Annotated in this window: 14 protein-coding genes; 2 read left to right on the forward strand and 12 right to left on the reverse strand. The window is 46.0% G+C overall.

The genetic code is table 11. The features are described from left to right. Positions 1 to 42 precede the first annotated feature (42 nt). Together ACUN27_RS20490 and ACUN27_RS20495 are read right to left on the reverse strand one after the other, a co-directional pair. Entirely contained in the window at positions 43 to 2,220 is a 2,178-nt protein-coding gene (locus ACUN27_RS20490; protein ID WP_326059489.1) for a helix-turn-helix domain-containing protein, read from the reverse strand. A gap of 216 nt (positions 2,221 to 2,436) precedes the next feature. Beyond that, positions 2,437 to 2,856 (reverse strand): GTP pyrophosphokinase, encoded by a 420-nt coding sequence (locus ACUN27_RS20495; protein WP_315949883.1) that lies wholly within the window; start codon positions 2,854 to 2,856, stop codon positions 2,437 to 2,439. Between the two features lie 218 nt (positions 2,857 to 3,074). Here ACUN27_RS20495 and ACUN27_RS20500 point away from each other — a divergent pair, with 218 nt between their 5' ends. Continuing rightward, a complete protein-coding gene (locus tag ACUN27_RS20500; protein ID WP_326059490.1) occupies positions 3,075 to 4,055 on the forward strand; it encodes an aldo/keto reductase in 981 nt (326 codons plus the stop codon). Between the two features lie 170 nt (positions 4,056 to 4,225). Here the strand turns inward: ACUN27_RS20500 and ACUN27_RS20505 are convergent, their stop codons facing one another. The 9 genes from ACUN27_RS20505 to ACUN27_RS20545 form a co-directional block, all read right to left on the reverse strand. Beyond that, positions 4,226 to 5,227 carry a phosphotransferase enzyme family protein gene (locus tag ACUN27_RS20505; RefSeq protein ID WP_445559534.1) on the reverse strand — a complete coding sequence of 334 codons (1,002 nt, stop codon included), beginning with the start codon at positions 5,225 to 5,227 and terminating at the stop codon, positions 4,226 to 4,228. Between the two features lie 9 nt (positions 5,228 to 5,236). Then, positions 5,237 to 6,088: an AraC family transcriptional regulator gene (locus ACUN27_RS20510; protein ID WP_315949880.1), complete on the reverse strand. Its 852-nt coding sequence runs from the start codon at positions 6,086 to 6,088 to the stop codon at positions 5,237 to 5,239. Positions 6,089 to 6,144: 56 nt separating this feature from the next. Beyond that, positions 6,145 to 6,927 (reverse strand): phytanoyl-CoA dioxygenase family protein, encoded by a 783-nt coding sequence (locus ACUN27_RS20515; RefSeq protein WP_315949879.1) that lies wholly within the window; start codon positions 6,925 to 6,927, stop codon positions 6,145 to 6,147. 108 nt (positions 6,928 to 7,035) lie between these two features. Then, positions 7,036 to 8,160, reverse strand: a complete 1,125-nt coding sequence (locus ACUN27_RS20520) for a serine hydrolase domain-containing protein (protein ID WP_445559535.1) — start codon at positions 8,158 to 8,160, stop codon at positions 7,036 to 7,038. Between the two features lie 123 nt (positions 8,161 to 8,283). Beyond that, on the reverse strand, positions 8,284 to 8,778 hold the full coding sequence (locus tag ACUN27_RS20525; RefSeq protein WP_315949877.1) for a DinB family protein: 495 nt from the start codon (positions 8,776 to 8,778) through the stop codon (positions 8,284 to 8,286). A 48-nt stretch (positions 8,779 to 8,826) separates the two neighbouring features. Next, positions 8,827 to 9,336, reverse strand: coding sequence for an AAA family ATPase (locus tag ACUN27_RS20530; RefSeq protein ID WP_326059495.1), 510 nt, complete (start codon positions 9,334 to 9,336; stop codon positions 8,827 to 8,829). 310 nt (positions 9,337 to 9,646) lie between these two features. Continuing rightward, positions 9,647 to 10,120, reverse strand: coding sequence for a (2Fe-2S)-binding protein (locus ACUN27_RS20535; protein ID WP_445559536.1), 474 nt, complete (start codon positions 10,118 to 10,120; stop codon positions 9,647 to 9,649). A gap of 2 nt (positions 10,121 to 10,122) precedes the next feature. Then, a complete protein-coding gene (locus ACUN27_RS20540; protein WP_315949874.1) occupies positions 10,123 to 10,962 on the reverse strand; it encodes an FAD binding domain-containing protein in 840 nt (279 codons plus the stop codon). Then, positions 10,959 to 13,280 carry a xanthine dehydrogenase family protein molybdopterin-binding subunit gene (locus ACUN27_RS20545; RefSeq protein ID WP_326059500.1) on the reverse strand — a complete coding sequence of 774 codons (2,322 nt, stop codon included), beginning with the start codon at positions 13,278 to 13,280 and terminating at the stop codon, positions 10,959 to 10,961. Before ACUN27_RS20545 ends, ACUN27_RS20540 begins: the two co-directional genes overlap by 4 nt. Before the next feature lie 190 nt (positions 13,281 to 13,470). Between ACUN27_RS20545 and ACUN27_RS20550 the strand changes: the two genes are divergently transcribed. Further along, positions 13,471 to 13,851, forward strand: a complete 381-nt coding sequence (locus tag ACUN27_RS20550; protein ID WP_315949872.1) for a YmaF family protein — start codon at positions 13,471 to 13,473, stop codon at positions 13,849 to 13,851. Between the two features lie 77 nt (positions 13,852 to 13,928). On the opposite strand, the gene ACUN27_RS20555 is transcribed toward ACUN27_RS20550, so the two are convergent. Continuing rightward, complete coding sequence (locus ACUN27_RS20555; protein WP_445559537.1) at positions 13,929 to 15,566, reverse strand: PAS domain-containing sensor histidine kinase; 1,638 nt, start codon at positions 15,564 to 15,566, stop codon at positions 13,929 to 13,931. Between the last annotated feature and the right edge of the window lie 103 nt (positions 15,567 to 15,669).

Raw genomic sequence — 15,669 nt, forward strand, 5'->3', positions numbered from 1 at the left:
GAAGAAAAAATAGAGACTTCGGAAAAAATGAAGTCTCCATCCTTAATGATGCATCGTGCGATATTTCGCCGGTGTGATGCCTTCGTATTTGCGAAAAGTTCGAATAAACGAATTACGGCCCCAGTAACCCACTTTCTCCGCGATGTCATCGATTTTCATATCAGTCTCCAGCAAAAATTGCTTCGCTTTCATAAGCCTGTATTTGGCAATGTACTCCACATACTTCTCGCCCACCGCCTCTTTAAACGTTCGGCTGAAATGCCCGTTCGACATGTTGAGCAGCCCTGCAAAATATTCAATCGAAAGCTCCTCGTTATAATGCTCATGAATATAATCCAGAATCTCCGAAAACTGCTGTGTGCGCTGATCGGGTTCTTCCGTTCGGAATAAAACGCCATGAATGTCAGAGAAACATTGATCCAATTCATCCCACGTCATACAACTATGCAGCCGATCGTACAAGCCGGAAAAAAATGGCACATTAAAATCGTTGTGCTCGGTTTCTACCGCACGAATCCATGTATTCAGCACGTCCGTACTTAAATATTTGACCTGCATAGCGGTTGCTTGTTTAAGTTTCCCCTCCTCTAGCTTCTCACGCACTGACTCCAACAATCGCTCATATTCCTTGGTTTTGTGCTGATTGAAAATTCGGTTCACTTCCTGGACGGATAAAAAGCTTTCCCACTGCGTACGTTCCCCTACAAGCGGTCCGCGGCATATTTCCACATCGGCATCCAATCCACGATTCTGCAGGACAGCTAACGCTTGCTCATACGATTCATGCAGCTCTTCTGCGGCGTTCACGGTTTTCCCGATGCCGATCGTTGCTTTGAAATATTGGCTGTATGACTCCAGCACCAATTTCGTAATGTCCGCAGCCTCTTCCGCACCTAAATGCAGGAACGAATCATGGGTAACCACGCAGGCTAACACATCCGGTTTCGTTTGACATAGCCAGACCATGGATGGGGTGGATTTGCGAATCAATTCTTTGATCTCCACGAACATGAAAGACTTGGTCGTCTCCGACAGCCGGTCATACACCTCCGAGTTGTAGTGAAAAGCAATGCACAGCACCGTGCGCATAGCCTGCTTGTCATAGGTAAAATCAATTTCCTTCGCATAATAAGCGATGGACAGCTCGTCTTGATATTCCCCTTGCAAAATTTTGGTGATAAAAAGCTCCTGCATCAAGGGGAACATGCCGTTCATTCGCTGTGACAGCTCTTTATTTTCATTGGATATTTCTTGAATCGGCCGATACAACCGACGGCTTAAATAATACGACACAACGCTGCCCACAACGAGAAAAAAGACTAGAAATCCCCAGCTAATCAACCTTGTCATATAAGCGGGTTTCATCAAGGTACGAAGATCGGCGATGGTCACGTAATACCAAGCATCGTTGAACCGGGATTTCACAAGTGACATGGCGATTTCATCTGTGACAAGGAATTGAGATTCAATAACCTTCGAGCGCGTATGCTCCAGCACCGCTTTAACCTCTTTATCCGTCAGGCTGGTCTGATTCAAAATTTCGCCCTGGCTAGTAGCAATCGCCGTACCTGTGACCCACTTCTCAGGGATTGAAATTTGTTCTTTCAATTTGTCCTGATCAAAATGCACGACCAAATAAACTTCCGGAGTTTCCGTATTAAACGGATAACTCATAACGGCTGACATGCCGAGCGTACTCGAGTCTATGATATCCATCATTTTTTTACCTGTAAAATGGGCGAGATATTCAGCCTTCTGCTGCTCATCAAGCGGATAAGTCATCGTAAAGTAGTACGATTTGTCCGTATAAATGTCGACATCCGCTACCAGGTCATGATTGGCAAAATATAAAAAAACCTTAGACACCAATTTATCCGACTGAAGCTTCATTAACTGCTCTCTGAGGGCATGAAACTGATCCGAGCGCTGCTGATTTTCCCTTGAATCGTCAACAACCCTTAGCAGACCTGTTACATTAGATGAACTGAGCATGTTGATCATATTGGTTTTGAGTGAATCTAAGGCTGTATCGGTTTGCTTGGAAAAATGGCTGATCACGACATCATTGAGCTTTTCGGCATCTTTCTCAATCGTGCGGACGGCAAGCACATGAGCAAGGATACTGGCGACAATAACAGGAATCAAAATCACAATGAAATAGTTGGTGAAAAGCCGCCAAAAAAGGGCTAATCGGAACTTATGCACCTTAGAAATGGCCATCTCGATCGCCCCTCCCCTGTTAAGTTGTCATCCTTCTTTCCAATCATTAGAATGACTATTTGTTTTTATACTATTGAAAAAGAATTGGAGGGTCAATAGATTTTGAAACTTTATTTTATTGCACAAATAACATAGTGAATTTTTATTTCTTTTTACGACAAAAAAAGACAAAAAAAAAACACTCGCATTCCCAATGGAATGGAGTGCTCTGCGCATCTAAAACTTGAGCTCAGCTATCGCTTTTTTGTACCTATCAATTCTTGCATAATCAGCTTCTGAGGGCTGCGGAATTCGGCTCATATCGCAGTTATCTTCCAGATCCAGAAGCTTCACCTTCGAGGCAAGCGGGTTTAGTTTAATTCGTTTAATAAATCCTTCATAGCTTTCATCCGCTCTCCTAGTCAGGCAATCCAGAGCTGCAATGACGTTTGAACTAAATCCTTCGTTTTTCAGATCAAATAAGGTCATATTTGAATCCTCAACGACATCGTGTAAGACAGCTACAATGGATTCTTCCGTCGTTTTGGCTTTACTTGCTAATCGAATGGGATGCAAAATGTAAGGATTTCCGCCCTTATCAGTTTGACCGTCGTGCGCTTTGGCTGCTAGTAGAATTGCTTTTGTTAATGTACTCATTTCTACACCTTCATTCCGTAATAGGTAACTTTCCCATCATAGCATTATTGCTAAATTACGGCTACAAATAAGCGCTTACCTTTAAGTGAGTAGGTATCACAATGTCTACTAAATAAAAGAAAAGTGCGTACTTCTGCCCCCTCTGAGAATCTAGTATGATGGGAGTGGTGGATAAGAACAAACTTTGCCCAACCTTAACTTTTGTGGAGGAGATTACGATGAAATATAGTTATTTGGGACGTTCAGGCTTAAAAGTAAGCCAATTGTGCTTGGGAACGATGAACTTCGGTGTAGATACCGATGAACAAGAAGCTTTTCGCATCATGGATGCTGCTCTAGATGCCGGAATCAACTTTTTTGATACAGCCAACATTTATGGATGGGGCGAAAATTCAGGCCGCACCGAGGAGATTATTGGCCGATGGTTCGCTCAAGGCGGCAATCGCCGTGAGAAGACCGTTATCGCCACCAAATTCTACGGTGATATGCATGACGCTAACGATGGACCGAACCGTGAAGGCGGGTTATCCGCTTATAAGCTACGTCGTCACCTGGACGCTTCCTTACGCCGTCTTCAAACCGATCATATCGAGTTGTACCAGATGCATCACGTAGATCGTAATGTATCTTGGGATGAGCTCTGGGAAGCTTTTCAAGTTCCTGTGTACCAAGGCAAAATCGGCTACGTGGGCTCCAGCAACTTCGCCGGGCGCGATCTGGTGAAAGCGCAATATGAAGCCAAATCCCGTCATCTCCTTGGCCTTGTGTCGGAGCAGCATAAATACAGCTTACTTTGCAGATTGCCTGAGCTGGAAGTCCTTCCAGCCGCTGAAGAGCTGGGTATTGGCGTTATCGCTTGGAGTCCGCTCGATGGCGGTCTGCTCGGTGGTAACGCATTAAATCCAGTCACGGGCTCGAAGCGCGCGAGCAACCCTGAGCGTGTTGAAAAACATCGCGCCAAACTGGAAGCCTTTTCCGCATTATGCAAGGAACTCGGCGAGAGCGAAGCGAATGTAGCCTTGGCTTGGACCCTCGTTCATCCGGCCATGACGGCACCGATTATCGGACCTCGTACGTTGGAACAATTCGAAAATACGTTACGTGTGGTTGACATCCAACTCGATGAATCCACATTAAGCAAGTTGGATGAAATCTTCCCGGGACCCGGCGGAGATGCTCCACGGGCTTACGCCTGGTAATAAAATAAGGGCTGTCCCAAAGTCACCACTGACTGAGGGATAGCCTTTTTTTTTGAAACTATGCGACTGAATCTTTAAGTTAACGGTACATATTACCGCTAATTTGTGGAATTCCTCAGATAAATCCGGAATAGATAGCAATTTCCAGTTAACCCTCGCTTTTATGACCTTCACCCAACAATATAAGCTATCAGCATCCGCTCAATAGTTTTGCCATGCTCCATTAACCACGTATCTCTATGTATGAATTGATTCAAAATGTAGGTGAAGTTATGTTGGATGTCGATGCCCGCATAATGCTGGCCGATATAGATGTGCAGCACAGCGACATGATAGAGCTGAGTTAAATTCCGCAGTTGTTCAATCTCTTGCACGCTGTGCGCTTTATAAGCTGAATAACTTTTTACAAAAGCCTCCGCCATCTCAATTGAACCATTCGACATCTGTAAAAGATGATTCAAGCAAATCGCAAACTCCAGAAAGCTCGTATCCACCGATATAAAATCAAAATCCAATACGCTGCAAATGCGGTTGTTTTGAGCTAACAAATTAAATATTAACAAATCATGGTGAACAAGCTGAATAGGAAGTTTTTTTATCTCCCTGACACTGTTTTCCACGGATTCGACCTTGGCTCTATAAAAATTCAAGGAAGCTTCTGGAATATGAAACGATGGATTTTCGATAAAAGCGTCAACAGCGCTTTGATCCGCAAGCGGATGAAGATTGTAAAAATCCAAAAATGATATGCCTTGATAATCGAGCCCACTTCTATCGAATTGTTGGAGTCCCTGGCTCATTTCACCAACAACACGTCCGAATTCAGCAGCATCATGGACATTTGCAAGCACGTGATTCGTGCCTTCAAGAAAGACGACAACAGCGCCTAAGCTTCCGTCAGACAATCGAACATAATCGTCCCCACTTAAAGTTGGAAGAAATTCTGGCACTTGAAAAGTCAGCTCTCTGTTCGCCAAAAATGATGTCGTCCTTGATTCCAACTCGATGCCCTCTACATGTTTCGTATGTCGATTATAGATACGGAGGACATATCTTCGGTCGTTTAACTTCACTATTTTTGTTAAATTGGTAAGTCCAAACGGAACGGCTTCCATCTCATAATCAGCTTCCTCAAAATAATAACGAACCAGCTCATCTAGTTGTTCCTGCATGAATTCACCTTAACCATACACATTTTCGAATTGTTTGTATCGGACAGACTCGCGATATTCCCCAGGAAGAACACCGTACTCTTTCTTAAATTGTTTGCATAAATAGGACGCATCCGTGAATCCACATTGCGCAGCAATAGATTCCAGCGTCTCTTCGCTCATTTCGAGCAGCTGCTTGGAACGCTTAAGACGCATATCTCGAAGCATTTGCATGGGGGTTAGTCCAAACTGCTGCTGAAACGCTCTGTCCATATAGTTCGCACTCAGACAAACTAGCGAAGCAAGTTCCTCTCTGGTCAGCTTCTCTTCCAGCCGCATGGACATTTGTCCAATTAACCGGGCGAAGCGATCGCCAGGTGAGCTGTATGCGCTTGAACGCTCCGGATTTCCTGCTTTTTCCCAACCGGTTAGAATCATTTCCGTTAGCTGCAGCATCGCAGTTGTGAGTTTCAAATCACGAAAAGACAGCTCCCGATTTCCCCAATCGGCAAGCAATTTGGTGAATACAGCCTCATAACGGCCAGGCTCAGGCAGGGTAATAACCGGTGAAACGCGATAGAGCATCAGGAGGTCGAATTGATGGGAACACAGAATGCTAACCTGCATCCATAAGTGAACACCGCCAACATTCGCATGCTCCGAAAAAGGCAGCCCAGGCGGATGAAGCATCACATCACCCGCTTTCGCCGTATGGGTTTCGCCTCCTGTGCCTGTCGTGACATGGCCGGTTTTCACATAACTAATGATCCAATTCGGAAAACTACGATTTTCCATGTGAAGCTTGACATACGGCGACCGATTCACGCTATGCAGCTGAACGGACCACGGTCCTTCTACCCATTCGGGCGGTTTCGTCGACATTGACAATCACCTCATATGTTCAACTTAACCGATTTCCCGTGTATTGCCTAGAATCACTAAGAACAATTCTCTCTAGTTACAAAACCTTCATACGCAGACTTCCCGTCTTTTGCAATCAGCGGTCCGTTCTTGAATAATTGACCAGTATTCGGGTTAAAAGATCCGTCCACCGAGTACTGCACCACATAACCTTTGCGTGTCTGCGTTTTGCTCAAGTTTGGCGTACTGCGATGGAAGAGCAAGGAATGGAAGACAACCATGCTGCCTTTTTTTAATTCAACCGGTATGCCTTTTTCTTCTCCAAAATAACAAACCCAGCCGAGATCTGTTTTCACATGCTCCACAAAACCATCCAAGTGCGTACGTGGCTGAACCCAGATACAGCCGTTATCCACCGTAGCGTCTTCAAGCGCTAGCCAACATGTGACATAGTGGATCGGCTCCGTCGGTACATATCCGTTATCTTGATGCCATGGAAAGTCTTTGTCTGCTTCCGGACGTTTGTACACGGACTGATCCCAGTACAGCTTGATGTCCGGTCCCAGTATTGTAGTCGTAATATCAACAAAACGCTGATCTGCAATAAATTGCTGCAGCTCTGCGCTTAGGAAATTCAAATTTGCAGTAAAATTAATTTGACCTGATCTGCTGATGAATTCCTTGCCTTTCGCGCGCAAGGCTTTCTCTGAGGCTTCGTCGAAGCCGTCAATGATACCGCAAATACGATCCATCTCTTCTTCTGAAAAGAGACTTTCAAAAATGATATAGCCTTGTTCCTGATAATGCTTCATCTGCTCAGATGTGATGTGGACCTGGTGACCTGTGTGGACGTTACGCATGGCGATTCGCTCCCCCAACAATGAGATTTACTTCCTATCCTCATTATCAAGCAGCGCTAAACCCTTAGCAATGAAGCGATTCCACCTCATCTGGTACTTTTTCCACCTTTAGGGTTCAAACGATGAGGCAATGGCATTATGAAAGCAATCCCTCAGCCGTACGACAGATTTCTCGCGTCCAAAGTGCACACGGTTGGTCAATAATACGGCGAAAACGCTGCTTTGGGGATCCATCCATACGCTGGTCCCTGTGAACCCCGTGTGCCCGTAGCTTTGCGAGGAAAACAAATCCCCCGAAGCGTCCCAGACATCCCCCTTCAGCACCCAACCAAGGCCACGGTTAGCATTTACCTTGTCTTCCGTGTAGCTACGAGTGGCTGCTGCTACGGATGCACTTGACAGAACATGGCCAAGGCCGTCTGCTGCAGGCTTCCCATGGTTCAGCCACATGGCCGCATATTTCGCAACATCCCTCGCCGTCGAGAAAACACCGGCATGCCCGCTGACGCCCCCCATTGCCCAAGCGTTCTCGTCATGCACCTCGCCCCATCGATAAGCGCCGTCCATGAACTCCGTTGCCGCTATTCGCGACTGCAATTCTTTCGCCGGACAATAACCCGTATCGTGCATCCCCAGCGGTTCAAACACATATCGGTTAGCGGCCTCATCTAGCGGCATGCTAAACAGCTTCGCAGCCAATTCACCAAGAATGATATAGTTAAAATCACTGTACGCATAACTGCTGCCGCAAGAATGGCTCAAACCCTCTCCGAGAACGGCAGCCTTAATCTGCTCAGGCGTCCAACCATGAGAATGCAAATCCTTGAAAGCCTGCAGCCCGGACGTGTGAGACAATAGATGTTTCACCGTCACCTCTTCCTTCCCATTCCCTGAGAATTCAGGGAAGAACCGGGTGATCGGGTCTCTGAGGCGCAACTCGCCACGATCGATCAGCTGCATAATCAAGGGAAGTGTCGCCATTACTTTGGTCAAAGAAGCACAGTCATAAATCGTATCTTCCGTTACCTTTAGCTTCGTATCGTCCGAAATAATCGAGTGACCAACGGCATACGTTCCTATGATGGTCCCTTTTCGACCCACGATGGCCACGCCACCTGGTATTTCACCGGCTTCCTCTTCACGATCTAACAATTGGAAAGCAAGTTGTAATTTATCACCATTTATCCCTAGTTGTTCTGGAGCCGCTTGCGGCAATGCCATATCCATGTTCATGTCTCGATGAGACCTCCTTACAATCAGTTATTTTCTTTATTCGAAATAAAACGGCAAATCCCTCCATAAACAGCGAAAAAGCTTGACCAGTCAAACTCCGTCAAGCCTCGCACCTCTCATTTTTTATTCAAAAGAACGACGGGATGGCCAAGATCCCTGCAGCTTCCGGATAAACATGATCTGTCCTGTGTGATAGGCATCATGCATAATCAGACTGTTCACCCAACGCCCAACGGATTGCGAACGATTCGGATACACATATTCAAAATCATGCTCCTCCCACTGCGCGATCCGATCCCGAATACCTTGGTGAACAGCTTGCAAACGAGCCAAAGTTGCCTCCCATGTCTCATCTGAAGTAGATGCCACAACAAACGTATCATCATTCGTCATATCCGGATATTCGGACTCTGCTCCAGTCATTCGATACAACAATCGTTCTTTATAAAAAATTAAATGATTCAAATTCTCGGCAATCGTATTCACATACTCGCCTTCCGGCCGCCAGTTGGCCTGCTCGGCAGTCAAACCTTTGAGGGCATCCGTAAGCGGCGGATACCAATCCTCATTCTCATAGCAGCTATCCCATCCATGAAGCAAAAGCTCGATTTTATTCATTCCATTGCCTCCTAAATTGATTATATCTACATGTATATAGTAGCTCATTCAAAGAGACTTGAAAACCTGATCCATTAGAGAATCGATCGGCTGAACCGTGTCCAAAACAAGTTCACCATCCAAAAATTCCAATCTAACATGCTTATAATGTTCCTTTAACTCATCTAAATCGGTTATTAATTGATTAGCCTTTGGCTCATTGCTTCTCTCAGCAAGTCGCTGCGCCCAAATAGACTCATCGCTGCATATGCAGATCAGCGTCTTCAACTTCCCACCTTTTTCTTCGATCCAATGCTTAAACTTCAACACATCATCCGAGTGATTAAAACCATAATCAAGAATTACATCTGCTTCCGTCGCAATAACCGTTTCAAGAAACCGGTACAGAAAATCAAAACAGATCTGATTTCTCGCCTCATGTGCGGAGACATGCTTGGCGACCGAATCATAAATATCATCTTTATGAAGCACAGCTGTCTTGAGCCTTTTACCAAGTTCATTGGATAAGGTAGTTTTGCCTGTCCCAGCTTTCCCGCGAAATAAAATAATAGTTGACATGTTTGTTCTTAACCTGATCCGTCTATCCCCAGGACTCCTTTTTATTTGGCATACTAAATAATTCTAACTATGACCTTTCATTTCCTTTCATAAAAAATGAGCAGGGCTCCCGCATCCGAATATTTAAGGGAACTGTGGTCCTCTATCTGGAGAAAAACGAGCTATTTTGAACTTTGAGTGGAACTACAGGCACTTATTTGTCCTCAACAACGCGATTCTCAGTAGAAATGACAAAATAGCGAACTGTAGTTCCCCATCCGAGTGGATGATGTGAGTTTTCACGGAAATAGAGGACCGTAGTTCCATCCACCTATTTCTGCGAGTTCGAAATCACAGACCTGACAGCCTTCCCAATCTCCTCATAACTTGTACAGCGGCAAATATTGGATTGAAGCCATCTACGCATCATGTCTTCACTCGCATTCGGGCATTGCTGGCTCAAAGCATGTGCCACCATAATGTAACCTGGTGTGCAGAATCCGCACTGAAAAGCAAAATGCTCGACGAAAGCCTTTTGCATGGGAGCATCTCCGCCTAACCCTTCAATGGTCGTGATGCTGCATCCCGGAGCTTCAATAGCCAACATCAGGCACGATTTGATAGGAACTCCATCCACATTCACCGTACATGCCCCGCAATCGCCATTTTCGCACCCCTCTTTTGCTCCAGTTAACCCCAATTGCTCCCGCAGCACTCGCAATAGCGTATCCGCGGATCGAATGACAGCATGATGCCGCTTATCGTTGACAACGAATTCAACTTCACTTTTGATCGTCCCGCTCATCCTCAACGCCTCCCCTGTTCCAGAGCTGCCATAGCATCCAATAGTGTGTTGCGAAGCACAAATGTCCGATAAGCAGATGAGCTAAGAATGTCATTCAAAATCGGCACAGGCCACCATTGAATGGCGATATCAACACGAGCTTCCAAGGAGAGTGAGGTATCGTTTAAAATTTCTTCGATTTTCTTTGATCGAAACGGTATCGCACTGACTCCACTGAAAGCCATGCGAATCTCTTCTCCTGTATGAAGCCCAGCTATGCGGACGATTGGATAATCAATTCGTTCCAATTTGGTCTTCTTTATCGTCACATACGGCATTTCCAAATAGTTGGCATTGGTTATGATTTGCACGAGAAGTTCACCCTTCTCCAAGCGCGGCTCTCCATTCAAAATCTGGCGAATGGGAATTTGACGCACTCCGCTAGGGCCGGCCAGAATAACCTCGCTGTCCGCTAGGAGAAAGGGCAGCAGCCCCTCCCGATAGATGAACTTTCCACATAGGAGGCCGCCAATTGTAATTTTATTGCGAATCGTATGATCAGCGATGTCTCGAACAGTGTCCGCAAGTAATGGAAACAAAGGCGACTCCGCAAGCTCATTGAGTGTAAGTGCTGCGCCAATGACAAGCTGGTTATGATGAAATTGAAATACGCGGCATTCGGGAATCCCTTTCATGTCAATTACCGCACCAGTGCGAAGCTGATCCATGCGCGCCATGGAGATGATTTCAGTACCACCGGCATAATACAAGGGTGATTTACCGCTTGCATTCATGTTCTGATAGATTGATACCGCTTCATCATAGGTAGTCGGCTTATAATATTCAAAGTCAAATGAAATCATTGGCTCCTCCCCATCGATTGCCAGATCACCTCTGGTGTCAAAGGCAGTACGTTCAATTCAATGCCGGCTGCAAGCGATAAGGCGTTCGCCAGAGCAGGAGCCATCCCTATGGTTCCATGCTCCCCAACACCGCGGGCACCAAAAGGACCTTCTGTGAAAGGCGTCTCCACAAATTCGACCAAATATTCCGGATGATCGCCGAACCGGGTTAATTTGTAGGACCGCAGCTGCGGATTAAGCACTTGCCCCGCCTGATTAAACAGAAACCCCTCCCGCGTGGCAAAGCTCAGCCCCATGTTCATTCCGCCTACCACCTGCCCGCGTGCTGTGGCTTCATTAATGACTTTTCCCGCATCAAAAACAGAAGCTGCCCGAAGAACACGATACGTACACTCGCGAGTATCAAATTCAACTTCAACGGCTTGTGCACCAACGGTCCATTGCTGGCTTGGGATTCCTTTCCCCGTTTCGGGATCAAGCCTCGTAATATCATGGACACGGTATCTGCCGCGGCCGATAACCGGTTTGCCCGAAGCACTGCCATTCGGATATTGGTAACCGCTGACCACTTCACTGACTTTTAGACTGATGATCGGATCGTCTTTGACATAAATCATGCCACGGCCGACTGCGAGATCTTGCGGCAGCACTTGCAGGACGATCGAGGCATTAGCTTTCAGTTGGGCGATCACATCTTCAGCTGCGTCCTGAACAGCACGACCGACCATCATCGTACTGCTGCTTGACACTGTTTTCCAATGTTCCGGTGTGATTTGGGTATCCACGTCCATTTTGACATGGACATCCTTCACATCCATATCCAGCTGCTCGGCAAGGATCTGCGCCATGACGGTGCGGTTTCCTTGGCCTATCTCGATCGAACCTACGCTGAGATTCGCGCTGCCGTCGTGATTGAATGTGATCGTAGCCCCGCTTCCGGTATCGATGCCGGAGCCCGAGGCTTTCCACACACAGGCCATACCTTTCACCCTGACTTTATCACGGTCAACCTTCGTCCATTGACCCTGATCCCACTCGATCAGCGTCTTCAACTTACGAATGCATAGAGGTAGATCCCCTACCGAGCTTCGTGTAAGCGGTGCTTGCGTTGGTGTCGTATCCCCCGGCTCAATCGCATTGCGAAACCGCAAATCCAAAGGATTCATCCCGAGTTTCTTCGCAAGCATATCCATCGTACGCTCCAGACAATAAAGGGCTTCCGTATGCCCAAATCCCCGAAATGCCGTAGCATAAGGATGATTCGTGTAGACACAGAGAGAGTCGCACCACACGTTATCCAAGCGATAAGGCCCTGTGCAGTCGATTGCTCCCGCTACGGTCACCGTAGCTCCCTCGTCTGTATAGCCCCCTGTATCAAATAAAAACGTGATTTCAGCTGCTGTTAGTCTGCCTTCTCGGGTAGCGCCGAGCTTCACTTTTGCTTCCAGCCCAATGTGACAAGGGGAACTGACCATATCCGTTTCACGGGAATTATTGATTTTGACAGGACGGCCGCCGCAAGCTTTGGACGCTAGATAAGCCATGTATTCCAATTGAATGGAGCCCTTGCCGCCAAATCCCCCGCCTACTAAAGGCACATGCACGATCACCTTGGACTGCTCAACTTGAAAAAAGCGCTCGAAAGCACGTTTAATCATAAAAGGATCCTGCGTCGACGTTTGGATGTTGATTATACCGCTCGGTTTTGCTTCAACGATGGCACAACGCGGTTCCATCGCGCAATGATCGGACGAGTTGAACGCATATGTTCCTTCCACCGTCACTTCACTAGCTGCCCAACCTGAGGCCATGTCACCTTTTCTGATTTTGACTAAATTGCCGATATTTGTTCCTGGAACGGGATACACATCCCCGAACTTTTGACAGCTGCCCAAATCTTCATGAATTAATGGGGCGTTCCGTTGTAAGGCGCCGCTGGGTGAATGAACAACAGGAAGCTGCTCGTATTCCACTCGTATACAGGCTGCTGCGCGTTTAGCCATCTGCTCCGTTTCCGCCACAACGACGGCAATCGGCTCGCCGTAATACCTCACTTTTTTCCAGGCAAGCGGCGGGCGGTCTGCTAGAAGAGTACCTGTTAGGATGGGGGAATCCTCTCCCCGAACTATGGCGTGAACACCGCTCACTGCCAGCGCATCCGTAATATCAATCGATAAAATTAACGCATGCGAATAGGGGCTGGTCACGAGCCAACCATGCAGCATGCCTGGAGATTGTGTATCGTTCGTATATGTAGCGAAACCGGTTACCTTATCTCGGGATTCAAGTCTTGGGATGCCCTTTCCTATTACGCTCAACTTCAACCACTCCTACTCTATTACGGCATACATGATGTATGAGAAATCTGGTGTTTTCTATCATCTTATCAAGATTAAACTCGTCCTATTCCGCTCCCATAAATAGGTCCTTTTTTGGTCGTCTGTCCAAACCAAGTTTGAAAGCGGTACATACTTTAATAGCATCTTGTTTCGAAAGGATGATGGGATCATGGCAAAAGTCAAGCAAGGAGATGAAGGACCTGTTCAGTTCAAACATCGAATGGAGGGTTTGACGACTCGCGTGCAAGGGCATCAACATGCTTTTGGGAATTTGACTGATTTGTTCATTCCTGATAATGGCAGACACCGTCACAATTTCCGCGGCACTACAACAACAGCGGACGGACACAGACATTCCTACTCCGGTCAAACAGGTCTCAACATTGGCAATGGTCCCAACCATTTTCACCGGTTTTCGATCCAAACGAACGTTGCTGACGGCCATCGTCATATCATTTCCGGAAGAACAACCGGACTGATTCGTCTCATGGGCATGCTCGGACATAAATTAATTATTGAAAAAGTCGTACGGGAACGCGTGAAAAAATAACCGTTCATCCATTATAAAAAGGACTGCTCCTAGTAGATAATCTACTTATGGAGCAGTCCTTTTTTTTGTTTTTAAGCTCATCTAACCGTACTTTCTTCATCAATCGGAAGAAATACTTGTACGGTCGTTCCCTGCTCAATTTCACTTTCAATTTTGAGGCATCCACGGTGAGCTTCGATGATTTTATGACAAACCATTAAACCTAAGCCCGTCCCTTTTTCCTTGGTTGTGTAGAAAGGTTCGCCTAGTAGCGCCAATCTCTCCGCCGAGATGCCGCAGCCATCGTCAATGAAACGAATCTGAACCTTGCCGTCATCCTGCTTCAACTCGATGGTGACATTTCCTCCATCCGGCATGGCCTCAATCGCATTTTTAAGAATATTAATGAAGACCTGTTTCAGTTGATTTTCCTCGCACTTGATGAAAGGAATTTCAGTCATGACCTCTGTATGAATTTGCACATTATTAAGAATAGCTTGGGTTTGTAGCAAGGAGATGACATCTTGAAGGATCTTCCGGATATCTCTCATTTCAAAATTGATCACCTGCGGTTTCGCAATGACCATAAACTCGCTCACGATATCGTTAATTCGGTCCAGTTCCGATAACATGATTTGAAAATAATACTGATAATTTTCTACTTTTGACTGTAGAAGCTGCACAAAACCTCTCAGCGAAGTCAATGGATTTCGAATCTCATGGGCAACCCCTGCCGCAAGCTGTCCAACGATAGACAGCTTTTCTGATTTGAGCAGCAGCTCTTCCGTCCGTTTACGTTCTGTAATATCTTTGGCTATGCCATATACGCCGTCAACTTTATCATTAATATAGATGGGAACCATTTTCAAATTTAATTCGATTTGATTTCCTTCTTTATGCATTAGCGTTATTTCCGTATTATTGGATTCGCCCTGCATCGCTTTTACAAATAGCTCGCATGCCTTCTCTTGGTCACTGGACACATGAAAGGGCTGAAATATTTGCTGCGTGCATTCTTCTTCCGTATAGCCAGTAATTTTCTCAGTAGCCGCATTAACTGACAGCACATTCCCCTTTAAATCCATCGTGAAAATCGCATCGGGATTGTGCTCCACAAGCGATTTATAGCTCTGTTCCCGCATTTCCAGCATGCATTGCGCCCGTTTATGCTCCGTAATATCTCGGCATAATAACTGCACCGCAGGTTTACCAAGAAAGACGATTGGCACCTCTCTTACATCTACATCGATAACTTGCTGATCGAGCCGTAAAAACTTTTGATCCATCGGTTCTGTTGGCTGCTTTTCTTCGATGATTTGACGGATACGTTTCATCGTTATATCTGCAAAATCGGGGTGCACAAATGTCATCACGGATTGCCCGATGAGTTCCTCAGGCGAGTTCGCACCTAAAACTCTGGCACCGGCAGGGTTAATGAAGATGATAATCCCTTCGCTATGAACCACGATTGGCTCCGGTGAATGTTCCACCAGGATTCGATACCGCTCCTCGCTTTCCAACAACGCCTTTTTCAACCGCTTTAAACAAAAATACAAAATAAATGCGGTAATAACGACATAAAAAAGTCCTTTTGATGAATTTACGGAAATGGCATCGGTCAACTTCACGCTATCGATGAATCGATCTGATAGAATGACCCATAAACTTCCAAACAAGACATAGAGGAAGGTCACTTTCAAAGAGCTTTTTACCCTTACTGCTGACTTCTTGTACATATCGATCTACTCTTCCTTAACCCTGCAATTTTATGGGACAGCGGTGTAATTTGCTTATTGATTATATCATTTATTCGGCAAAATACTTATTGGATCTTTCTCC

It is taken from the genome of Paenibacillus sp. WC2504 (assembly GCF_052682475.1).